Below are 24413 nucleotides of genomic sequence, written 5' to 3' on the forward strand. Positions count from 1 at the left end.
ATTAGGCTCCCTTCTTTGCTTTGACTTTAACAGCAGGCATCACGACAACTTGACCGTTCTTTGCACCTGGAACCGCGCCCTTGACCATCAGTAGTTGGCGCTCAGCGTCAACACGTGCGATTTCGAGGTTTTGCGTAGTTACAGTAACGTCACCCATGTGACCGGTCATACGCTTACCAGGGAAAACACGACCTGGATCCTGCGCCATACCGATGGAACCTGGAACATTATGCGAACGGGAGTTACCGTGGGTAGCACGACCAGATGAGAAGTTGTAACGCTTGATAACACCAGCGTAACCCTTACCGATCGAAGTACCCTGCACATCGACTTTTTGACCAGCTTCGAACAAGCTAGCAGCGACAACGTCGCCAGCTTTCAATTCAGAAGCTTTAGCAGAATCGATACGGAATTCTCTGAGGATGGTACCAGCTTCTACACCTGCTTTAGCGTAGTGGCCGGCTGCAGCTTTATTCACGCGTGATGCGCGACGCTGACCGAATGCAACTTGAACAGCGGTATAACCGTCTGTTTCAGGCGTTTTGATTTGAGTCACACGGTTGTTCGATACATCTACCACGGTAACAGGAATTGATTCCCCATCATCCGTAAATATGCGCATCATTCCAACCTTGCGACCAACAAGGCCTAGGCTCATTGTTTTCTCCATTCCCACCTACGATTGGGCGGGGCTGATGTTTGTACTACTAAATACGTGAGATCGTGCAATACACAACCTCACCGAAGCCGACGAGTATAGCCGGGATAAATTTTATTTGCAACACCAAGTTGATCATGGTATGTCAATTATCCCGACCAACCTTTATTTACAACACTTACGCTGCGATTTCTGGATTAAAGAAATTATTGCAACTTAATTTCTACATCAACACCAGCTGGCAGATCCAGCTTCATCAATGCATCAACAGTCTTGTCTGTTGGATCAACGATATCCATCAAACGTTGATGCGTACGGATTTCGAACTGATCACGTGAAGTCTTGTTGACGTGCGGCGAGCGCAAAACGTCAAAACGCTGAATACGTGTTGGCAAAGGGACCGGTCCCTTAACAACTGCACCAGTGCGTTTCGCTGTATCGACGATTTCTTGTGCCGATTGGTCGATCAAACGATAGTCAAATGCTTTCAGACGAATCCGGATTTTTTGATTTGGAGCAGACATGATTTTCCTTTAAAGAACGAACCCTGAATGGATAGTCATTCAGGGTATATTTGAATACAACCTATCTAACAAACCATTCGTCAGATAGGCACATCTAAATTACGCGTCAGGCAGGATTTTAGCAACAACACCCGCACCAACAGTACGACCACCTTCACGAATAGCGAAGCGCAAGCCTTCTTCCATCGCGATTGGGTTGATCAGCATCACTGTGATCGAAACGTTATCGCCTGGCATCACCATTTCTTTACCTTCTGGCAACGCGATCGAACCAGTTACATCCGTCGTACGGAAGTAGAACTGTGGACGATAGTTGTTGAAGAAAGGTGTATGACGGCCGCCTTCGTCTTTCGACAGAACATAGATCTCGCCTGTGAAATGCTTGTGTGGCTTGATCGTACCTGGCTTCGCCAGAACTTGACCCCGCTCAACATCTTCACGCTTCGTACCGCGCAGCAGAACACCAACGTTATCGCCAGCTTGACCTTGGTCCAGCAACTTACGGAACATTTCAACGCCAGTACAAGTTGTTTTTTGTGTATCGCGAATACCAATGATTTCCAGTTCTTCGCCAACTTTAACAATACCGCGCTCGATACGACCAGTTACCACTGTACCGCGACCTGAGATCGAGAACACATCTTCCACTGGCAGCAAGAACGCGCCATCAACTGCACGCTCCGGTGTCGGGATGTAGCTGTCCAGTGCGTCAGCCAACTTCATGATCGACTCTTCGCCCAATGGACCTGTGTCGCCTTCCAGTGCCAGCTTCGCTGAACCCTGGATGATCGGCAGGTCGTCGCCTGGGAATTCATACTTGCTCAATAACTCACGCACTTCCATTTCGACCAGCTCAAGCAACTCAGCATCGTCAACCATGTCGCATTTGTTCAGGTACACAATGATGTATGGCACACCAACTTGACGCGCCAGCAAGATGTGCTCACGCGTTTGTGGCATCGGACCATCAGCAGCCGAACACACCAGAATCGCACCGTCCATTTGCGCCGCGCCAGTGATCATGTTTTTAACATAGTCAGCATGGCCTGGGCAGTCAACGTGCGCGTAGTGGCGATTCGCCGTTTCGTATTCTACGTGCGCTGTGTTGATCGTAATACCACGCGCTTTTTCTTCCGGTGCCGCATCAATTTGCGCGTAGCCTTTAGCTTCGCCGCCAAATTTCTTCGACAACACCGTCGCAATTGCTGCAGTCAGTGTGGTTTTGCCATGATCAACGTGACCAATCGTGCCAACGTTCACGTGCGGCTTGGTCCGTTCAAATTTACTTTTTGCCATTTTATTCTTCCTTCAAAAAGAGCGATTATTCAACAAGTTACTGAAATTATTAAGATAAATGCCCTCCCCTTTCGGAGCAGGCATAAACCGTATTACTTGGTCTTCGATGTCACGATTGCGTCGATAACATTCTTCGGCGCTTCGGAGTAGTGCTTAAATTCCATCGAATATGTTGCACGACCTTGTGTGGCCGAACGCAATGAAGTCGAGTAACCAAACATTTCCGACAATGGCACTTCGGCCTTGATGATTTTGCCGCCACCGCCAGCAATTTCATCCATACCCTGGACCATACCGCGACGTGACGACAGATCGCCCATCACTGTACCGGCGTAGTCTTCTGGCGTCTCAACTTCAACCGCCATCATTGGCTCCAGAATGACTGGGCTAGCCTTACGGCAACCGTCTTTGAATGCCATCGAAGCAGCCATACGGAATGCGTTTTCGTTCGAGTCAACATCATGGTACGAACCAAAGAACAGCGTGACCTTGACGTCAACAACCGGATAACCGGCCAATACACCAGCAGTCAATGTTTCACGAACACCCTTCTCAACTGCAGGGATGTATTCGCGTGGCACTGTACCGCCCTTGATCGCATCAACAAACTCAAAACCAGTACCTGGTGCTTGCGGCTCAATCTTCAGAACCACGTGACCATATTGACCACGACCACCAGATTGCTTAACGAACTTGCCTTCGATTTCTTCGCAAGTCTTGCGAATCGTTTCACGATAGGCAACTTGTGGCTTACCGACGGTCGCTTCGACGTTAAATTCACGGCGCATACGATCGACAATAATGTCCAGATGCAACTCACCCATACCGGCGATAATCGTTTGACCCGATTCTTCGTCAGTACGTACGCGGAAAGAAGGATCTTCAGCAGCCAAACGATTCAACGCCAGGCCCATTTTTTCTTGATCTTGCTTAGTCTTAGGTTCCACAGCCTGCGAAATAACCGGCTCTGGGAAGACCATACGCTCAAGAACGACAATGGCTTTGTCATCACACAATGTATCGCCGGTCGTTGTATCTTTCAAACCAACTACCGCAGCGATATCACCCGCCAGCATTTCTTTAATTTCTTCGCGCTGATTCGCGTGCATCTGAACGATACGTCCGATACGCTCTTTTTTCTCTTTAACAGAGTTATAAACTGTATCGCCCGAGTTCAGCGTGCCTGAGTAGCAACGGATAAAGCACAATTGACCAACAAACGGATCAGTTGCGATTTTAAATGCCAATGCTGAGAATTTTTCAGTGTCTTCTGCTTTACGCACCACTGGCTCATCATCTTCGTCCATACCTGGGACTGGCGGAATATCCACTGGTGATGGCAAGTACTCAACCACGCCATCCAACATTGCCTGCACACCCTTGTTTTTGAAGGCTGTACCGCACATCATCGGGACGATTTCACTAGCAATAGTACGTTGACGAATAGCAGCTTTAATTTCCGCTTCTGTCAAATCGCCTTCTTCCAGGTACTTATTCATCAGTTCTTCTGACGCTTCAGCGGCGGCTTCAACCATATTCTCGCGCCATTTTGCTGCTTCAGCTGCCAAATTCTCAGGAATCTCACGGTAGTCAAACTTCATACCTTGGGTTGAATCATCCCAATAGATCGCCTTCATTTTGACCAGATCGATTACGCCTTCGAAATTTTCTTCGGCACCGATTGGCACTTGCATAGGAACTGGATTTGCCTTCAAGCGTGCGCGCATTTGCTCGTAAACTTTGAAGAAATTAGCACCAGTACGATCCATTTTATTGACAAACGCCAAACGTGGAACTTTGTACTTATTAGCCTGACGCCATACTGTTTCAGATTGTGGTTGCACACCGCCGACTGCGCAGTAAACCATGCAAGCACCATCCAATACACGCATCGAACGCTCAACTTCAATAGTGAAGTCAACGTGACCCGGAGTATCAATGATGTTGATGTGGTGTGGAGGGAAATTACCCGCCATACCTTTCCAGAAACAAGTGGTAGCAGCAGAAGTAATTGTGATTCCGCGCTCTTGTTCTTGTTCCATCCAGTCCATGGTGGCTGCGCCATCATGCACTTCACCAATCTTGTGATTCACGCCGGTGTAAAACAACACACGTTCAGTGGTCGTGGTTTTACCAGCATCAATGTGAGCGGAAATACCGATATTGCGATAGCGCTCAATGGGGGTCTTGCGAGCCATGATTTATTCCTAAGTCTTTTAATGCACGAAACCGAGCGCTATTTTTCCAGGAAAATATACGCTCGGTTCGAACAAATTTCAGATGCGAGTAGCTGATTCCGCAATGGAAGCAGCCGCTCATTCTATTAGAAGCGGAAGTGCGAGAACGCCTTGTTCGCTTCAGCCATACGGTGTACTTCATCGCGCTTTTTCATTGCGCCGCCGCGACCTTCTGCAGCTTCGAGCAATTCACCGCCAAGGCGTTGCGGCATTGATTTTTCGCTACGCTTATTAGCTGCTTCACGCAACCAACGCATCGACAAAGCCATACGACGGATAGGACGAACTTCAACTGGCACCTGGTAGTTTGCACCACCAACGCGACGCGATTTAACTTCAACCAATGGTTTGCAGTTGCCGATTGCCAACGCAAACACTTCCAGCGGATCTTTGCCGGATTTAGTTTGGATGTGCTCAAAAGCACCGTAAATAATATTTTCAGCTACCGATTTTTTACCGGACAGCATTAAGACGTTGACGAATTTCGCAACATCAATGTTACCGAATTTAGGATCCGGCAATATGTCCCGCTTGGGAACTTCACGACGACGTGGCATTTCGATTCCTTTCAATCTTCAGTTGAGTGTGCGGAGCCTTGCTCCTTCACCCTCGCGGACAGCCATCATAGCTACCCACTTACTCGGCCCATTGGGGACCGACACCTGTTTCATTTGGCCTGAGCCAGACGAAAAATTATTTCTTTGCAGCTTTAGCGCGCTTAGTACCGTATTTCGAACGTGCTTGCTTACGATCCTTGACGCCTTGAGTATCCAATGCACCGCGAACCATGTGGTAACGCACACCCGGCAAATCTTTTACACGACCGCCACGTAACAACACGACGCTATGCTCTTGCAGGTTATGGCCTTCACCACCGATGTACGAAATAACTTCGAAACCGTTAGTCAAGCGTACCTTGGCAACTTTACGCAAAGCCGAGTTTGGCTTCTTTGGAGTTGTCGTATAAACACGGGTACATACTCCGCGTTTTTGAGGGCTGTTTTCCAGCGCCGGCGATTTGCTTTTAACAACAGCAGATACGCGTGGCTGGCGAATCAATTGATTGATGGTTGGCATCGTTTTCTATCCAACAAAATTACGACGTTAATAACAACAATCCCGAAATCGGTTGTCCGGGATTGGACAGATACTTGCACGAAAATCCCGCGCAGTTCGATTTGGCAATAAAGGTGGGGACGAACTGCAGCAAATGAGAACACGCTGGAGAACGTTCAAGACCAGTAAAACTTGGAATCGAGAACCCGCGAGTATATCGGCATCACGCCATTAGGTCAACTCGGCGATTAATATATGCACGACTGTTCAAAAGATGCAACAAATTGGTAGATGCGCTTCGGCGGCAGTGGGCCGATTAGATTAAAGCACGGCAAATCCTGACTGACGACCTTAGAACACCATTGATTTCATCGACCGGAAATAGGCAGCTACAGTGCTATAAAAAAGAGGTATGGCTCTTACACTTTATCTAGTGTGTAAGTCCGCATCGTTACGGGATAATGCGTTTTCCCTATTTTTATTGATGACAATGCCTTACTTGCTGCGCCGAAATAACTTATTTGTACTGATCACTTATTTGATCTTGTCGCTGGTGCCATTTTCCCCGTTGCTTTTTGGTCAAGTTGTTGTGCGTCCTGCCCGCGTCGTAGCAATGGAATTTGTGGCGTGGCTAGTTATTTGGGCATTGTTCAAACGACCGGCACGTTTTCATTGGTTGTTGTTGCCCGCATTTATTGCGTTACCGACAGAACTGTATCTGCGCAAATTCTATGGACAGGGAATCTCAACCCATCACCTAGGGATCATTGCGGAAACCTCACCGGCAGAAGCAATAGAGTTCTTAGGCGATAAAATCTGGCTGCTGGCGGTAATTTTTGTCTGCATTATCATTTGGTGGGGATTAAGCTGGTATGCAGCCGCCACAACCCGCGATCTTGATTGGCGTGGCAATACGCGCTGGTTGATCTGCGCGGCGATGATTGCCTCTTTCGGTCTCTGGCTGTATGGCGAAGAAATGGGCGTCAGCCCACCACCACACCCCTCTGCGACGGCTAAGCTAGTAACAGCAGGCTCAGCTAGTCAGGCAAGCTCGGCAACGATGAGTCAGCCAGCTACACTTGCTGCCATTGTGAACCCAAGAATCGCGTCGCCTGTCACTCCGCCGCCCTCATCCTTTACCACGAGCGCGATGTCGTCAATTAAGTTCGGCAAACTGCCAAGTTGGGCCGAAATTCCATTTGAAGCCGAGCCGTTTGGTCGTACCTGGCCTTTTGGTCTTGCCGTGCGTGGTTACGATTTTTGGAAAGAGCGGAAATACCTGGAAGATTTACAACGCGAGAACCGCCGCTTCTCGTTCCGCGCCCAACAAGTTAGTCAGAAAGATACGCCCCAAATTGTTGTCATGGTCATAGGCGAGTCTTCACGCGCTGATCGATGGAGCCTGAACGGCTACGCGCGTGAGACCAATCCGCTATTGGAACAAGAGCCTAATCTTGTCAGTTTTTCGGATGCGCTCACGGGTGTCGCAGCGACGCGCTTATCGGTTCCTGTAATGGTTTCACGCAAACCGATCACGCAGAGCCTGCGTGCGGGTTTCTCTGAGAAATCCTTCATTACTGCCTATAAAGAAGCGGGCTTTAAAACTTACTGGATGTCAAATCAGATGTCCTTCGGTAAATTCGATACACCTATTTCTGTGTTTGCAAATGAAGCAGATGTGACCCAATTCCTGAATCTTGGTGGCTTTACGGACGCGTCGAGTTTTGATGAAGCTCTGCTGGCCCCCTTAAAAACGGCGATGGCCGACCCGCATCCGAAAAAACTCATTGTGCTCCATAGCTTAGGCAGCCACTGGAACTACAGCCATCGTTACCCTCAGGGATTCGACAAATGGCAGCCGTCGCTCTTCGGCATCGCGAATCCGGCGTACACCAATCTGGCGAATAAACCCGCGTTAAATAATAGTTACGATAACTCGATCCTTTACACCGACTGGTTTTTGGAGCAAGTCATCAAGACATTAAAGTCTTCGAATAAGTTGAGCGCCATGATGTACTTCTCCGATCATGGAGAAACCTTGTACGACGGCAGCTGCAAAATAGCTTTTCATGGCCACAACACGCAGTTTGAATTCCATATTCCAGCATTAATGTGGTATTCGGATCAATACAAAACCGCCTATCCAGAAAAAGTAGAGCAGCTAATACGTCATAAGCGAGCGCGTATTAATACCGAAAACGTATTTCATTCGTTGTTGGATCTATCTGATATTCGCTATCCGGATGAGCACTTGGAGAAGAGCTTTTTAAGCAATAAACTCCGTCCGCATAAGCGGTATGTAGATAGCTATGGCTGGAGCGATTACGATAACTCGACCTTTAAAGGCGATTGTCGAGAAGTAAAAGATAACGCGAAACCGTTGCTGCAACTGAAGGACTAACGCTACGGCATCAAGTTAAGCGGCTCAAATAAGGGGAAATAGCCGGATTTAAAGGTTATTTCCCCTTCTCGTATATGAGTCATCACCCCTTTTATCACGACAGCAGCAATCGGAGTCGTCACCAGAGCCGTTATACGGATACAAAAGCTCGGATTCGCACATGGCTTATCGTAGGCCATACAGAAGCCATTCTCAGAACTTCTACCTCAACTGTCTTATTCGCGTCTAAATATAGTTAGAACCGCACAAACAAAAACGGCACCGGAGAATTCTCCGGTGCCGTTTTTTTAACAACGCTTACGAATTAAGCTTCGTCGCCAGTTGTTCCCAACGTTTCAGCTGGTTGTACTTCCGCTTCAGCTTGCAGGTTACGTGCTTGTTGCTCCGATTGCAGCAAAGCAGTCCGTTCTTCCGCTTCCCACGTATCTTTTTCTTTACGTGCGCGATGGAATGCCAAGCCAGTTCCAGCTGGAATCAAACGTCCAACAATGACGTTTTCTTTCAGACCACGCAGGCCATCACGTTTGCCCATGATTGCAGCTTCCGTCAAGACTCGGGTAGTTTCCTGGAACGACGCAGCAGATATGAACGAGTCAGTCGACAGCGATGCTTTGGTAATACCCAACAATACGTTTTCGTATGTTGCAGGAATCTTTCCTGCGGCGATCACGCGATCATTTTCGTCCAGCAACTCGGAACGCTCAACCTGTTCACCAGTGATGTAGTTAGCATCGCCAGCATCAACGATTTGTACACGGCGCAACATTTGACGGACGATAACTTCAATGTGCTTGTCATTGATTTTCACGCCTTGCAAACGATACACATCTTGTACTTCGTCAACGATGTAACGGGCCAACGCTTCGATACCCAACAGACGCAGAATATCTTGTGGATCGGCTGGGCCGTCAACAATCATTTCGCCCTTATTCACCACTTGGCCGTCATGGACCAATACTTGTTTATCTTTGGTGATCAAGAACTCATGCTTATTGCCGTCCATGTCTGTGATTTCCAGACGTTGCTTACCTTTGGTTTCCTTACCAAATGCAACGGTTCCGGTAACCTCAGCCAGCATACCGGCATCCTTCGGCGAACGCGCTTCAAACAACTCAGCAACACGCGGCAAACCACCGGTAATGTCACGCGTTTTCTGCGATTCAGTCGGGATACGCGCCAACACTTCACCAACGTGGACTTGCTGTCCGTCTTTCACGGTAATCAGTGCACCGACCTGGAAACCGATCGTCACAGCATGTTCTGTACCGGAGATCTTGACTTCCTGATCTTGTTCATTCAACAGTTTGACCTGAGGACGAACAGTTTTGGTCACAGAACCACGACGCTTGGCATCGATAACAACCAATGTCGACAGACCGGTCACTTCATCGATCTGACGCGCAACGGTCGAACCTTCTTCAACGTTTTCGAACTTCACAGTACCGGTGTACTCGGTAATGATCGGACGTGTCAGCGGATCCCATGTTGCTAATGTTGCGCCAGCCTTGATCGTCATACCATCGTTGACAATCATGGTCGCACCATACGGCACCTTATGGCGCTCACGTTCACGACCGTGATCATCAGTGATCAGTACTTCGCCTGAACGGGAAATAACGATCAGCTCGCCTTTACCATTCGTGACGTAACGCATCGTTGCCGTAAAGCGCACTACGCCGTTCGACTTGGCTTCAACGCTAGATGCCACTGCTGCTCGCGACGCCGCACCACCAATGTGGAACGTACGCATAGTCAGCTGAGTACCTGGCTCACCAATCGATTGTGCCGCGATCACGCCGACAGCTTCACCGGCGTTGACCAGAGAACCACGTCCCAGATCACGACCGTAACATTGTGCGCACAGGCCATAGCGTGTGTCACAAGTCAGCGGTGTGCGAACTTTTACTTCATCGATACCGAGGCGTTCGATTTCTTCAACGGCATCTTCGTCCAGCAATGTCCCGGATTCATACAGCGTGCCCTGGGTTTCAGGATTAACGATGTCGTTAGCAGCAACGCGACCAAGAATACGGTCACGCAATGCTTCGATCACTTCACCACCCTCAACCATTGCCTTCATAACTGCACCGTTCGACGTGCCGCAATCATCTTCGATCACAACCAAATCTTGGGTAACGTCAACCAGACGACGCGTCAGGTAACCTGAGTTCGCTGTCTTTAACGCGGTATCTGCCAGACCTTTACGCGCACCGTGGGTGGAAATAAAGTACTGCAAAACGTTCAGACCTTCGCGGAAGTTCGCGGTAATCGGCGTTTCGATAATCGAACCATCCGGTTTCGCCATCAGACCACGCATACCGGCCAACTGACGAATCTGCGCCGCAGAACCACGCGCACCGGAGTCGGCCATCATGTAAATGGCATTGAACGATTCTTGTGTACCTTTGGTGCCGTCACGGCGAACGACGTCTTCAACCTTGAGCTGTTCCATCATGGCCTTACCGACGTCATCACCGGCCTTGCCCCAGATATCAACCACTTTGTTATAACGTTCGCCAGCAGTAACCAGACCGGACGAGTATTGCTGTTCGATCTGTTTAACTTCTTGTTCTGCAGTAGCGATCAGTGTGACTTTTTGCGGCGGTACCAGCATGTCATCAACACAGATCGAGATACCAGCACGTGTCGCCAAACGGAAACCGGACTGCATCAATTGATCAGCGAAAACAACTGTCGCACGCAAACCGCACTTACGGAACGACGTGTTGATCAGCTTAGAAATTTCTTTCTTCTTCAACGCACGATTCAACACGGTGAACGGCAGACCCTTAGGCAGAATTTCTGACAGGATCGCACGGCCAACAGTGGTTTCGTAACGCTTGATAGTCTTGACGAATTCGCCAGTGACCAGATCTTTCGGATATTCGGTAATACGCACGGTGACACGGGTTGTCAGTTCGACTTCCTTGTTGTCATACGCACGGATAGCTTCCGAGACATCCGGGAACATCATGCCTTCGTTCTTACCGTTGATCTGTTCACGCGTTGCGTAGTACAGACCCAACACGATATCTTGCGAAGGTACGATCGACGGTTCGCCGTTCGATGGGAACAAAATGTTGTTCGACGCCAGCATCAGCGTACGCGCTTCCATTTGTGCTTCAATCGACAGAGGCACGTGGACCGCCATTTGGTCACCGTCAAAGTCGGCGTTAAATGCGGCGCAAACCAACGGGTGCAACTGAATAGCTTTACCTTCGATCAGGACCGGCTCAAACGCCTGAATGCCCAAACGATGCAATGTAGGTGCACGGTTCAGCATGACCGGATGTTCACGGATCACTTCTTCCAGAATGTCCCACACGACCGAAGTCTGATTTTCAACTTCTTTCTTGGCTGCCTTGATGGTGCTGGCGATGCCCATCACTTCGAGCTTGTTGAAAATAAATGGCTTGAACAACTCCAAGGCCATCAATTTTGGCAAACCGCATTGATGTAATTTAAGTTGTGGACCCACCACGATCACCGAACGACCGGAGTAATCGACGCGCTTACCCAACAAGTTTTGACGGAAACGGCCGCCTTTACCCTTGATCATCTCAGCCAACGACTTCAATGGACGCTTGTTAGCGCCAGTCATTGCTTTACCGCGACGACCATTGTCTAGCAACGAATCCACTGCTTCCTGCAACATCCGCTTTTCATTACGCGTAATGATTTCCGGTGCGCGCAATTCCATCAGACGCTTTAAACGGTTATTACGGTTAATGACGCGACGATACAGGTCATTCAAATCGGAAGTTGCAAAACGACCACCATCCAGCGGTACCAGCGGACGCAATTCAGGCGGCAGCACTGGCAATACTTCCATGATCATCCAGTCCGGCTTAATTCCCGAACGTTGGAATGCTTCCAGCACCTTCAAGCGCTTGGAATATTTCTTGATCTTGGCTTCTGATTTCGAGTCTTTTAAGTCTTGACGTAAGGTCTCGGCTTCGCGATCGATGTCGATTGCGCGCAGCAACTCACGGATACCTTCGGCACCCATGAATGCGGTGAAATCATCGCCGTATTCTTCGTACTTCGCTGCGTAGTCGTCTTCGGACATGATCTGGCAACGCTTCAGCGGTGTCATGCCTGGATCAGTGATAACGTAGGCTTCGAAGTAAAGAACGCGTTCGATATCCCGCAAAGTCATGTCGAGGACCATACCCAGACGTGACGGCAGAGATTTCAGGAACCAGATGTGCGCAGTCGGCGACGCCAATTCAATGTGGCCCATGCGTTCACGACGCACTTTTGCCAAGGTAACTTCAACGCCACATTTTTCGCAGATTACACCGCGATGCTTCAGACGCTTGTACTTACCGCACAAGCATTCGTAGTCTTTAATAGGGCCAAAGATTTTGGCGCAGAACAGACCATCGCGCTCAGGCTTAAAGGTACGATAGTTGATAGTCTCAGGCTTCTTGACTTCGCCATAAGACCACGAACGGATTTTATCTGGCGACGCGAGGCCAATTTTGATCGCGTCGAACTGTTCATTTTGCTGAACTTGCTTGAATAAATCGAGCAGTGCTTTCATGTATCACTCCAGGTTGGCGTGAAAAAACTAAATTCTTTTGTTAGTACAGTGGGCGTTTCACGCATCATTCACAAATGAAGAAACAACTTTCACCGACCTTTTAACTGCTAGCTGAATCAGTTGTGGGACAGCGTCCTCCGGCGCCTTTCGGAGCCGCATCAACGTTGTCCCACAATGGATCAAATCGAATCGGTTTAGTCCCGATCTAGATCCATATCGATACCTAGCGAACGAATTTCTTTCAACAATACGTTGAAAGATTCTGGCATACCAGCTTCGATCACGTGATCGCCCTTGACCAGATTTTCATACACTTTGGTACGACCGTTCACATCATCTGATTTTACTGTCAGCATTTCTTGCAGGACATAGGATGCGCCATACGCTTCCAATGCCCAGACTTCCATCTCACCGAAGCGCTGACCACCGAACTGCGCCTTACCACCCAATGGCTGCTGTGTTACCAGCGAGTAAGGACCAGTAGAACGCGCATGCATCTTGTCATCAACCAGATGGTGCAGTTTCAGGTAATGCATATAGCCGACGGTAACGCTACGCTCAAACGCTTCACCAGTACGACCGTCGTACATCGTTACCTGGTTCTTCGATGGCGTCATGCCAAGTTGTTTAGCAATCGGATCAGGATAAGCCAGATTCAACATACGGTTGATTTCAGCCTCATTGGCGCCATCAAATACCGGTGTTGCAAATGTCACACCTTTTTTCAGGTTAGACGCCAGACGCATGATTTCGTCGTCACTCATGTTGTCCAGATCTTCAACTTTGCCCGATTCGTTATAAATCGTATTGAGGAACTGACGCAGCTCGGCAATCTTGGTTTGTGCTTTCAGCATTTCGCCGATACGCAGACCCAGACCCTTTGCAGCCCAACCCAAATGCACTTCCAAAACCTGACCAATGTTCATCCGCGATGGAACACCAAGCGGATTCAACACGATATCAGCTGGCGTACCATCGGCCATGTGCGGCATGTCTTCGATAGGCAGAATGCGTGAAACAACACCCTTGTTACCGTGACGACCCGCCATCTTGTCACCTGGTTGCAGACGACGCTTAACAGCCAGATAAACCTTGACCATTTTTTGCACGCCAGGCTGCAACTCATCGCCTTGGGTCAGCTTCTTACGTTTTTCTTCAAAGGCCAAATCGAACTGATGGCGCTTTTCAGCGATCGACTCTTTAATCGCTTCTAAAGCGATTGCGGTCGGATCATCCGATGGGCGAATATCAAACCAATGGTATTTATCCAGATCGGCCAAGTATTCCTTGGTCAATTTGGCACCCTTAGCCAGCTTCTTCGGACCGCCGTTGACAACCTTGCCGATCAACATCCGCTCCAGACGTTCAAAGGCATCGCCTTCAACAATCCGCAGCTGATCGTTCAGATCAAGACGATAGCGTTTCAGTTCGTCATCGATAATTTGTTGCGCACGTTTGTCGCGGACAATACCTTCGCGGGTAAACACTTGCACATCAATAACCGTACCGACCATGCCCGATGGCACACGCAACGAAGTGTCTTTAACATCTGAAGCTTTTTCACCGAAAATCGCACGCAGCAACTTTTCTTCTGGTGTCAGCTGGGTTTCGCCCTTAGGCGTTACTTTACCAACCAATGTATCGCCAGCTTCAACTTCTGCACCGATGTACACGATCCCAGCTTCATCAAGACGTGCCAGCTGATTTTCAGCCAGGTTCGAGATATCGCGAGTAATTTCTTCGGCACCTAACTTGGTGTCACGTGCAACAACCGATAACTCTTCGATATGAATCGAAGTGTAACGATCATCAGCTACCACTTTTTCGGAGATCAGAATCGAATCTTCGAAGTTGTAGCCGTTCCATGGCATAAAGGCTACTAGCATGTTCTGACCAAGGGCCAATTCGCCCAAGTCAGTCGATGCGCCATCAGCGATCACGTCAAGTTTAGCAACACGATCACCCACTTCGACAATCGGACGTTGATTGATATTGGTGTTCTGGTTCGAGCGGGTGTATTTAATCAGGTTATAAATATCAACACCGACTTCACCAGCCAACGCCTCTTCATCATTAACACGAATAACCACACGACCGGCATCAACGTAATCAACAATACCGCCGCGTAGCGCCTGCACAGTAGTGCCCGAGTCAATCGCAACAGTACGTTCAATACCAGTACCAACCAACGCTGTCTCAGGACGCAAGCAAGGAACTGCCTGACGCTGCATATTCGCACCCATCAACGCGCGGTTCGCATCATCGTGTTCGAGGAACGGAATCAGCGATGCAGCAACTGAAACGACCTGTCCAGTAGCAACGTCCATGTACTGAACACGCTCTGGTGATACCAAAATTGTTTCACCCGCTTCACGCGCCGAAACCAATTCATCCGATAGTTTGCCGGACTTGTCGATGGTCGCATTCGCCTGAGCGATGATGTAACGGCCTTCTTCAATCGCGGACAGGAAATCGACCTGTTCGGTAATTTTGCTATCGACTACTTTACGGTACGGCGTTTCCAGGAAACCATATTCATTGAGGCGTGCATATAGCGCCAACGAGTTGATCAGTCCAATGTTTGGACCTTCCGGTGTCTCAATCGGGCATACGCGGCCATAGTGAGTTGGATGCACGTCACGTACTTCAAAACCAGCACGTTCCCGGGTCAATCCACCAGGTCCCAAGGCCGAAATACGACGCTTGTGAGTAATTTCGGACAATGGATTGGTTTGATCCATAAACTGCGACAATTGTGACGAACCGAAAAACTCACGAATAGCTGCAGAGATAGGCTTAGAGTTAATCAGATCATGCGGCATCAGGTTGTCAGCTTCAGCTTGTCCCAGACGCTCTTTAACTGCACGCTCAACTCTGACCAGACCGGCACGGAATTGATTTTCAGCTAATTCACCGACACAACGTACACGACGATTACCCAAGTGATCGATATCATCGACTTCGCCGCGACCATTGCGCAACTCAACCAAAATCTTGATAACAGCCAACACATCTTCGTTTGACAACGTCATCGCACCAGTCAACTCATCGCGACCGATACGGCGATTGAATTTCATGCGACCAACAGCTGACAAATCGTAGCGATCTTCGTTGTAGAAGAGGCCATTGAACAAAGCCTCTACCGAATCTTCGGTCGGCGGTTCGCCAGGACGCATCATGCGATAGATTGCAACTTTAGCCGCCATCTGATCGTTGGTGTCATCACTGCGCAATGTTTGCGATATGTAACCACCTTGATCCAGATCATTGGTATACAAAGTCTGAATTGTGGCAATATCCGCTTCACGCAATTTGGCCAACAGCTCTTCGGTCAATTCGTCGTTCGCGTTGGCAACCACTTCACCGGTGTCTTCATCGACGATGTTGCGCGCCAATACACGGCCTAGCAAATAGTCTTCCGGTACCGAAATGTGCTTGATACCAGCCGCTTCGATGTCGCGTACATGCTTTGAATTGATCCGCTTGTCTTTGGCGACCAATGCATTGCCAGACTTGTCAGTAATGTCAAAACGTGCAACTTCGCCGCGCAGGCGCTCTGCTACAAATTCCATCTCCGCGCCATCATTGCGCAAAGCGAAATTATCGAATACGAAGAAATTAGCCAGAATCTGCTCGACCGACATGCCGATCGCTTTTAACAGAATCGTGACTGGCATTTTCCGACGACGATCGACACGGAAGAACAAAATGTCTTTCGGATCAAACTCAAAATCAAGCCACGAACCACGGTAAGGAATAATCCGCGCCGAGAATAGCAGTTTGCCTGATGAGTGGGTCTTGCCTCGGTCATGCTCAAAAAATACGCCAGGCGAACGATGCAGCTGAGACACGATGACGCGCTCTGTACCGTTAATGACGAACGAGCCAGTAGTTGTCATCAAAGGCAATTCGCCCATGTAGACTTCTTGCTCTTTCATTTCTTTAACGACAGGCTTTGTTGGAGATTCTTTATCAAGAATAACCAGTCGCACTTTGGCACGCAGAGGCGACGCGAACGTCAATCCACGTTGTTGACATTCCTTGACGTCGAACGGTGGATCACCGAGGACATATGACAGGAATTCGAGACGCGCAAAACCATTGTGCGAAACGATAGGAAAAATGGACGAGAAGGCAGATTGCAAACCTTCATTTTTACGTTGAGACGGTACTTTGTCTGCTTGCAAAAAGCCCAGATATGACTCGAGCTGGGTCGCCAGCAGGAACGGAACTTGATGAACGTTTGCACGTTTCGCAAAAGATTTGCGAATGCGTTTTTTCTCAGTAAATGAGTAATGCATGGACACTCCGTGAGTGACAGGAAGGATAGAGAATTCAGGATTCGATAAGTAATGTAGCCATATCGGGCAACTAACCAATGCTACCAACGCTGTTAGCTACTAGATAAAACCCACAACCCAACAGCTACGAAACCTCAAGTCTCAGCCCTTCAAGCTCGGCTGCAAAAGGAACGCTATAACCCGATCAAGAGTTAACTAGGTCGAATAAAGAAGACCCAGAACAATAAAATCGAAAACGACAAAGGAGCCAAAGCCGAATGCCCACTTTCGGGGGATTCTGCACTTTGACTCCTGCGTCACCTTGACGGCGACGCACTGTGAAATCAGAATTACTTGATTTCAGCTTTCGCGCCAGCGTCTTCCAATTTCTTCTTGGCTGCTTCAGCGTCTGCTTTAGAGACTGCTTCTTTAACTGGCTTCGGTGCACCGTCAACCAAGTCTTTAGCTTCTTTCAAGCCCAAGCCAGTGATTTCACGAACAGCTTTAATTACGCCAACTTTGTTCGCGCCGAATTCAAGCAGATTAACTGTGAATTCAGTTTGCTCTTCAGCAGCAGCAGCAGCGCCGCCGCCAGCGCCGCCAGCAACAGCAACAGCTGCAGCCGATACGCCAAATTTTTCTTCGAATGCCTTAACCAGGTCATTCAATTCCAAAACGGTCAGGGCGCCAACTGCGTCCAGGATTGCGTCTTTGTCAAGTGCCATGTGAAACTCCTAATTTTATTGATAACTACATCTAATTGGTACTAACGCTGAAAAAAGCGCTGAAACACTGCTTTTAATTAAGCAGCGACTTCAGCATCCGCTACAACTTCAGTAGCGACGACACCGGTTTCGGCTTCTTTTTTCGCTGCCAAGGCAGCCAAACCACGCACAAATCCAGAGATAGGAACTTGCATCATGCCCACAACTTGGGCCAGCAAGACTTCACGGCTCGGAATACTTGCCAACGCTACGACAGCCGCTTTATCAAGCGTCTTGCCAGCGTAGTTACCCGCTTTCAGGACTAGTTTGTCGTTGGTTTTTGCAAAGTCAGCTAAGACTTTAGCAGCAGCAACGGCATCGACCGAGATCGAATAGATCAACGGACCAGTCATTTCTTTGGCGAGTTCAGCAAAAGCGGTACCTTCAACAGCGCGACGAGCTAATGTATTTTTCAATACACGCAGGTACACACCTTGGGTACGCGCATTGGCGCGCAGTTGCGTCAAGTGACCAACCTGGATGCCACGGTATTCGGCCAGTACGATAGTCTGCGCAGCTTTCACTTTTGCAGAAACTTCGGCTACAACGGCCTTTTTGTCATTCAGATTGAGACTCAAGATCAACCTCCATAAATGATGCTCGGTAATGACATAGCCGCAATTGGCTATTCACCTCACATCGGTTCGAACACGGCGTCCGAAGTTAGGAGTTCAGTACTAGCACGCTATTCACGCAACAGTGTTGAGACTACAAAACTTGTTCGGGTGCACCATCTGCGTTGGGTACCAGGCGCTTCAATTTCTCGCTTGGGATTTAACTTTGTGCACCAACCTGCGTGCACGCTGCCCAACGGTCTTTGATTGTCTGGATCGACATAATTGCTTATGCCGGTCCAGCCCAAAGATTCGCCTGAGTCGCCAGCGTTAGTACATAGTTACGTACTGTCGCGACGCCTCAGGACTTAATTCAAATATTAAGCAACCAAGCTTGCTTGCTCAACACGGATGCCAGCACCCATTGTTGAAGACAGCGAGACCTTGCGCAGGTAAACACCTTTGCTGGTTGCTGGTTTAGCTTTGCTCAGCGCATCGATAAGTGCCAACAAATTCGATTTCAATTCAGCATCGCTGAACGATTTACGACCGATAGTGGCGTGAATAATACCGCCTTTGTCAGTACGGTATTGCACTTGACCAGCTTTTGCATTTTTAACTGCAGTAGCAACGTCAGGGGTAACAGTTCCGACCTTCGGGTTAGGCATCAAACCACGTGGTCCCAGGATTTGACCCAGAGTACCAACGATACGCATAGTATCTGGCGACGCGATAACGATATCAAAAGGCATGTTACCGGCTTTAATTTGCTCAGCCAGATCTTCCATACCCACGACATCTGCACCAGCTGCTTTTGCCTGTTCAGCTTTTTCACCTGATGCAAAAACTGCAACACGGACGCTCTTACCTGTACCAGCTGGCAACACTACCGAGCCACGAACAACTTGATCCGATTTCTTAGCATCTACGCCCAATTGAACGGACACATCGATAGACTCATTGAACTTGGCAGTTGCGCATTCTTTGATCAATACAATAGCGTTATCGAATGGATAAGCCTTAGTACGATCAACTTTTGCTTTAATTGCTTTTACGCGTTTTGTTAACTTAGCCATTACAGACCCTCCACCGTGATGCCCATTGAACGAGCGGAACCGGCGATGGTACGCACGGCAGCTTCCAGATCAGCACCAGTAAGGTCGGGCTTCTTCTGTGTAGCGATATCTTCTGCTTGTTGGCGAGTGATCGAACCGACTTTATCGGTATGCGGCTTAGCCGAACCCTTAGTGATACCAGCAGCTTTTTTGATCAAAATAGTTGCAGGAGGAGTCTTCATCACAAAAGTGAAAGACTTATCTGCAAATGCAGTAATCACAACTGGAATTGGCAGACCTGGCTCAACGCCTTGAGTCTGGGCATTAAATGCCTTACAGAATTCCATGATGTTAAGACCGCGTTGACCCAGTGCTGGACCGATCGGAGGGGATGGGTTTGCTTTACCTGCTGGAACTTGCAGCTTGATAAAACCAATGATTTTCTTTGCCATGATGGCTCCTACGTTGATTGAGTGTTAGCGCCTGTTCACTCATTGCTGAGTTAATTGGGCTCCTCTCTTACTAATAACAGCGAATTAATAAGTTCTTCGAACCTACCGCGCTCCGCCGGGCGCTTTATTACAAAAAATCGCGTTATCTAAATACAACCTGATAACGAAAAATTTAGACTTTTTCAACCTGGCCAAATTCCAACTCAACCGGTGTTGCACGACCGAAGATGGTTACCGTCACGCGCACGCGCGATTTTTCGTAGTTCACTTCTTCGACGTTACCGTTGAAATCGGTGAAAGGACCATCTTTGATGCGGACCAATTCACCCACTTCGTACAATACTTTCGGACGCGGCTTCTCGACACCATCTTGCATTTGCTGCATGATTTTATCGACTTCATGCTGCGGAATCGGCGTAGGCTTATTTGACTTGCCGCCGATGAAACCGGTGACTTTATTTGTATTTTTGACCAGATGCCATGTTTCATCCGTCATTTCCATCTCAACCAGAACATAGCCTGGGAAGAAACGACGCTCAGTTACTGACTTTTGACCATTCTTAACTTCAATCACTTCTTCAGTAGGGACTAAAATTTGACCAAACTGATCTTGCATACCGGCACGTTCAGCACGCTCGGTGAGCGCACGCATCACGCTTTTTTCCATGCCAGAATAGGCGTGCACAACATACCAGCGCTTCTTGCCCATAGGCGCAGACGCCGGCGTCGTTACTTCGACCGGCGTTGCTTGTGCGTCGTCTTGTGTGCTTTCGCTCATTATTATTTCCAACCCAAAATCACGTCGTACAATAAAACTTCAAGGAGCTTGTCGGTTCCCCACAGGAAAATCGCCATTACCAACACAAAGACAAAAACAATGGCAGTAATTTGCATCGCTTCTTTGCGGGTAGGCCAGACCACCTTTTTAGTTTCGCGGATAGCTTCCTTGGCGAAACTTAGAAATTCTCTGCCTTGAGTCGAGGTCCACGCTAATGCAATCGCAACGATCAAACCGGCGACTAGAACACTTGCACGTACCAAGCTTGGCTTGTCCGACAAAAAATAAAAGCCGACTATGCCGGCAACGACAGCTAAAACTGCCAATACTACTTTGAGCTTGTCGCCTGACGGGCTGACAGTTTGCACAGGGTGGTTAGACATACGTGGATTTATACTTTCAGTACCCTACACCTGAATCGGTGGCAGGGGCGGAGGGCATCGAACCCCCAACCTCCGGTTTTGGAGACCGGCGCTCTGCCAATTGAGCTACACCCCTAACGCTTAAGACTTAATCAAGTTACTTGGCTTATTTAACTCGAAACAACACTTTTATTAACTACTTCACTTCTACTACCACTCAGACATCAACGCCGCAATCAGGATAAATCCAAAATTGCGGCGTGTAAAACCAATAAATTACGCGTCAGGCAGGATTTTAGCAACAACACCCGCGCCAACAGTACGACCACCTTCACGAATAGCGAAGCGCAAGCCTTCTTCCATCGCGATTGGGTTGATCAGCATCACTGTGATCGAAACGTTATCGCCTGGCATCACCATTTCTTTACCTTCTGGCAACGCGATCGAACCAGTTACATCCGTCGTACGGAAGTAGAACTGTGGACGATAGTTGTTGAAGAAAGGTGTATGACGGCCGCCTTCGTCTTTCGACAGAACATAGATCTCGCCTGTGAAATGCTTGTGTGGCTTGATCGTACCTGGTTTCGCCAGAACTTGACCCCGCTCAACATCTTCACGCTTCGTACCGCGCAACAGAACACCAACGTTATCGCCAGCTTGACCTTGGTCCAGCAACTTACGGAACATTTCAACGCCAGTACAAGTCGTTTTTTGTGTATCGCGAATACCAATGATTTCCAGTTCTTCGCCAACTTTAACAATACCGCGCTCGATACGACCAGTTACCACTGTACCGCGACCTGAGATCGAGAACACATCTTCCACTGGCAGCAAGAACGCGCCATCAACTGCACGCTCTGGTGTCGGGATGTAGCTGTCCAGTGCGTCAGCCAACTTCATGATCGACTCTTCGCCCAATGGACCTGTGTCGCCTTCCAGTGCCAGCTTCGCTGAACCCTGGATGATCGGCAGGTCGTCGCCTGGGAATTCATACTTGCTCAATAACTCACGCACTTCCATTTCGACCAGCTCAAGCAACTCAGCATCGTCAACCATGTCGCATTTGTTCAGGTACACAATGATGTATGGCACACCAACTTGACGCGCCAGCAAGATGTGCTCACGCGTTTGTGGCATCGGACCATCAGCAGCCGAACACACCAGAATCGCACCGTCCATTTGCGCCGCGCCAGTGATCATGTTTTTAACATAGTCAGCATGGCCTGGGCAGTCAACGTGCGCGTAGTGGCGATTCGCCGTTTCGTATTCTACGTGCGCTGTGTTGATCGTAATACCACGCGCTTTTTCTTCCGGTGCCGCATCAATTTGCGCGTAGCCTTTAGCTTCGCCGCCAAATTTCTTCGACAACACCGTCGCAATTGCTGCAGTCAGTGTGGTTTTGCCATGATCAACGTGGCCAATCGTGCCCACATTCACGTGCGGCTTGGTCCGCTCAAATTTGCTCTTTGCCATCTTGGAACTCCTAAAGATTTGATGAGAATGTTCAGGCACGCGCCCGACTGCATTACATTGAATACTACTGATTGACTAATCAAGAAATTACAGCGCTGGCTCCGCGCCGAATCGGGCACTGCGAACGGACTGAATACTTGGTGCCCTTGACGTGGATCGAACACGTGGCCTCTCCCTTACCAAGGGAGTGCTCTACCACTGAGCTACAAGGGCTATGCTGCTCGTGTACCGACAACTCCCAGCAACACGCTCAACCTATAAACTTGCGAAACAATTTCACTTGCAACTCATGTATAACTAAAACTGGAGCGGGTGAAGGGAATCGAACCCTCGTCATAAGCTTGGAAGGCTTCTGCTCTACCATTGAGCTACACCCGCGAGATCACTTCTTCATCCGCAACATTTACTACATGCAACACTACTTTTGACTGTGGTGGAGGGGGCTGGATTCGAACCAGCGTACTCGCAAGAGGGCAGATTTACAGTCTGCTGCCATTAACCACTCGACCACCCCTCCGCACGGAACCCAAAACTATAGTGAAACACCTTCTACTTGTCAACTATTTTCGCTAAATTTTCTGAAAATAAGGATCAGAATCAATTAGACAGAGCTATAGCGGAAGCAAGCCCGCTACTATACTACAAAGATTTTCAGATAGACAAGCACTTGCGCAAAATTAATTAAAAATATTTGCAAGTAGCAATTTAGAAGCGGGTTTCGCGCGCTGCTCTTAGGAAGCCGTCGAGAATCGGTGTGCAATCCAGCAATTCTGGCCCGCCAGCCCGATGAAATTCCGGATGCCATTGCAAGCCCATCACGAACGGTGCCTTGCGATAACGGATCGCTTCGGTGATGTTGTCAACACCTGACACTGCCTCGACAGATAGATCGCGGCCCAAGTCCTTCACCGCCTGATGATGTATCGAGTTCACCACCCATTCTTTGCCCGTATCTGTATTGGAGGACGGAAACAAACCCGCCAGCGACGAACCCGGAGGAAATTGAATCGCGTGATGCAAGCGATCGTACTCATCGTTAACGTGGGCGATTGAACTGGGCACATCGGTCGCAATGTCTTGATATAACGTACCGCCCAAAGCCACGTTAATCAATTGACAACCTCGGCAAATACCCAAAACCGGTTTGCCAGCTTCGATAAATTCATGCAGCAATTCGAGCTCATACATATCGCGGACCCGGTCCCCTCCCCATTCAGGACGCGTTGCAGCTTCTGCGTAGCTCTGCGGCGAGACATCAGCGCCACCTTGCAACACCAGACCATCCAAATGCTTGGCATAGTCACGCAGACGGATGCTGCTGGGATGAACCAAGCCATTGGTGTTCACCGTCGGGATCATGAAAACCAGCACATCACGCGACATCACCCATTGCGCGATCGATTCTTCAAGATATTGCAAGGTGCGCCCACGCAGGCCTTTTGCACCCTCTTCCGGATGAAAAATACGCGCAGAGACGCCTATTTTCAGCGTTCTCTGCATCATCCTACGCCCGGCTTTGTCGGATATTGCCCTGAACCGTGCAGCTAGCAGCTTCCAGGTTTGCGCCCATGGCTTGTCATCTGCGCCTGCCCCAGGCGTTTTGCCCCCCGGATGACCTAAACTGGTATAGACCGTCGGCTGCTCTGGCGGCTTTGGTGTTTGAGGTGGCGCTGGTGGCGGCTCAGGAGGCGGAATCACCGCTTCAGGCGATGGAACTGGGGTAACCTCGGAGATAATTGGGGGAGTTGGAACGGTATCTGAATTTTTTATATCGGGCATGATGTCGAAAATTTAAGAAGGAATATAGGTAGACTGTTGCCAAGACAAAACTATCCGCAGCAACTGAAATTCGCTCATCATCGTCATTGTATTGTGTCGTATCTGCATCGCGCTAATGCGTCATTACGTTATTGCATACGAGCACCTTTGGCAATGTCACGAAATGCACGGCATCACACTAGCGTTTATCCGATAAGG

At 48.9% G+C, this 24413-nt stretch carries 17 protein-coding genes and 4 tRNA genes; 1 reads left to right on the forward strand and 20 read right to left on the reverse strand.

Annotated features, from left to right (window positions below):
* Position 1: 1 nt before the first annotated feature.
* The 6 genes from rplC to rpsL form a co-directional block, all read right to left on the reverse strand.
* The gene (gene rplC, locus C7W93_RS17155) at positions 2–670 is read right to left on the reverse strand and encodes a 50S ribosomal protein L3 (RefSeq protein WP_225869917.1); all 669 of its coding nucleotides are present in this window, start codon (positions 668–670) and stop codon (positions 2–4) included.
* Between the two features lie 194 nt (positions 671–864).
* Complete coding sequence (gene rpsJ, locus C7W93_RS17160; protein WP_108441493.1) at positions 865–1182, reverse strand: 30S ribosomal protein S10; 318 nt, start codon at positions 1180–1182, stop codon at positions 865–867.
* A 99-nt stretch (positions 1183–1281) separates the two neighbouring features.
* On the reverse strand, positions 1282–2478 hold the full coding sequence (tuf, locus tag C7W93_RS17165) for an elongation factor Tu (protein WP_108441494.1): 1197 nt from the start codon (positions 2476–2478) through the stop codon (positions 1282–1284).
* 92 nt (positions 2479–2570) lie between these two features.
* Entirely contained in the window at positions 2571–4676 is a 2106-nt protein-coding gene (gene fusA / locus C7W93_RS17170) for an elongation factor G (RefSeq protein ID WP_108441495.1), read from the reverse strand.
* A gap of 125 nt (positions 4677–4801) precedes the next feature.
* Positions 4802–5272 (reverse strand): 30S ribosomal protein S7, encoded by a 471-nt coding sequence (gene rpsG / locus C7W93_RS17175; protein ID WP_108441496.1) that lies wholly within the window; start codon positions 5270–5272, stop codon positions 4802–4804.
* Positions 5273–5408: 136 nt separating this feature from the next.
* On the reverse strand, positions 5409–5792 hold the full coding sequence (rpsL, locus tag C7W93_RS17180; protein WP_108441497.1) for a 30S ribosomal protein S12: 384 nt from the start codon (positions 5790–5792) through the stop codon (positions 5409–5411).
* A gap of 391 nt (positions 5793–6183) precedes the next feature.
* Here rpsL and C7W93_RS17185 point away from each other — a divergent pair, with 391 nt between their 5' ends.
* Entirely contained in the window at positions 6184–8172 is a 1989-nt protein-coding gene (locus C7W93_RS17185) for a phosphoethanolamine transferase (RefSeq protein ID WP_370446480.1), read from the forward strand.
* 304 nt (positions 8173–8476) lie between these two features.
* On the opposite strand, the gene rpoC is transcribed toward C7W93_RS17185, so the two are convergent.
* From rpoC to C7W93_RS17255, 14 genes are all read right to left on the reverse strand, one after another.
* The gene (gene rpoC, locus C7W93_RS17190) at positions 8477–12718 is read right to left on the reverse strand and encodes a DNA-directed RNA polymerase subunit beta' (RefSeq protein WP_108441498.1); all 4242 of its coding nucleotides are present in this window, start codon (positions 12716–12718) and stop codon (positions 8477–8479) included.
* Between the two features lie 194 nt (positions 12719–12912).
* On the reverse strand, positions 12913–17019 hold the full coding sequence (gene rpoB, locus C7W93_RS17195; protein ID WP_108441499.1) for a DNA-directed RNA polymerase subunit beta: 4107 nt from the start codon (positions 17017–17019) through the stop codon (positions 12913–12915).
* Between the two features lie 329 nt (positions 17020–17348).
* Complete coding sequence (gene rplL, locus C7W93_RS17200; RefSeq protein ID WP_108441500.1) at positions 17349–17723, reverse strand: 50S ribosomal protein L7/L12; 375 nt, start codon at positions 17721–17723, stop codon at positions 17349–17351.
* 77 nt (positions 17724–17800) lie between these two features.
* Complete coding sequence (rplJ, locus tag C7W93_RS17205; RefSeq protein WP_108441501.1) at positions 17801–18340, reverse strand: 50S ribosomal protein L10; 540 nt, start codon at positions 18338–18340, stop codon at positions 17801–17803.
* Positions 18341–18696: 356 nt separating this feature from the next.
* On the reverse strand, positions 18697–19392 hold the full coding sequence (gene rplA / locus C7W93_RS17210; protein WP_108441502.1) for a 50S ribosomal protein L1: 696 nt from the start codon (positions 19390–19392) through the stop codon (positions 18697–18699).
* Positions 19392–19823, reverse strand: coding sequence for a 50S ribosomal protein L11 (rplK, locus tag C7W93_RS17215; protein WP_108441503.1), 432 nt, complete (start codon positions 19821–19823; stop codon positions 19392–19394). Before rplK ends, rplA begins: the two co-directional genes overlap by 1 nt.
* Before the next feature lie 172 nt (positions 19824–19995).
* Positions 19996–20532 carry a transcription termination/antitermination protein NusG gene (nusG, locus tag C7W93_RS17220; protein WP_370446503.1) on the reverse strand — a complete coding sequence of 179 codons (537 nt, stop codon included), beginning with the start codon at positions 20530–20532 and terminating at the stop codon, positions 19996–19998.
* A 71-nt stretch (positions 20533–20603) separates the two neighbouring features.
* Positions 20604–20984, reverse strand: coding sequence for a preprotein translocase subunit SecE (gene secE, locus C7W93_RS17225; protein WP_108441505.1), 381 nt, complete (start codon positions 20982–20984; stop codon positions 20604–20606).
* Positions 20985–21023: 39 nt separating this feature from the next.
* Positions 21024–21099: transfer RNA gene (locus tag C7W93_RS17230), tRNA-Trp, on the reverse strand.
* Between the two features lie 140 nt (positions 21100–21239).
* Positions 21240–22436: an elongation factor Tu gene (tuf, locus tag C7W93_RS17235; protein ID WP_108441494.1), complete on the reverse strand. Its 1197-nt coding sequence runs from the start codon at positions 22434–22436 to the stop codon at positions 21240–21242.
* A gap of 138 nt (positions 22437–22574) precedes the next feature.
* A tRNA-Thr gene (locus tag C7W93_RS17240) sits at positions 22575–22649 on the reverse strand.
* Positions 22650–22740: 91 nt separating this feature from the next.
* A tRNA-Gly gene (locus tag C7W93_RS17245) sits at positions 22741–22814 on the reverse strand.
* Positions 22815–22867: 53 nt separating this feature from the next.
* Positions 22868–22953, reverse strand: a tRNA-Tyr gene (locus C7W93_RS17250).
* A gap of 188 nt (positions 22954–23141) precedes the next feature.
* Entirely contained in the window at positions 23142–24215 is a 1074-nt protein-coding gene (locus C7W93_RS17255) for a gamma-glutamyl-gamma-aminobutyrate hydrolase family protein (RefSeq protein ID WP_108441506.1), read from the reverse strand.
* Positions 24216–24413 lie beyond the last annotated feature (198 nt).

The organism is Glaciimonas sp. PCH181 (genome assembly GCF_003056055.1).
Lineage (GTDB): Bacteria > Pseudomonadota > Gammaproteobacteria > Burkholderiales > Burkholderiaceae_D > Glaciimonas.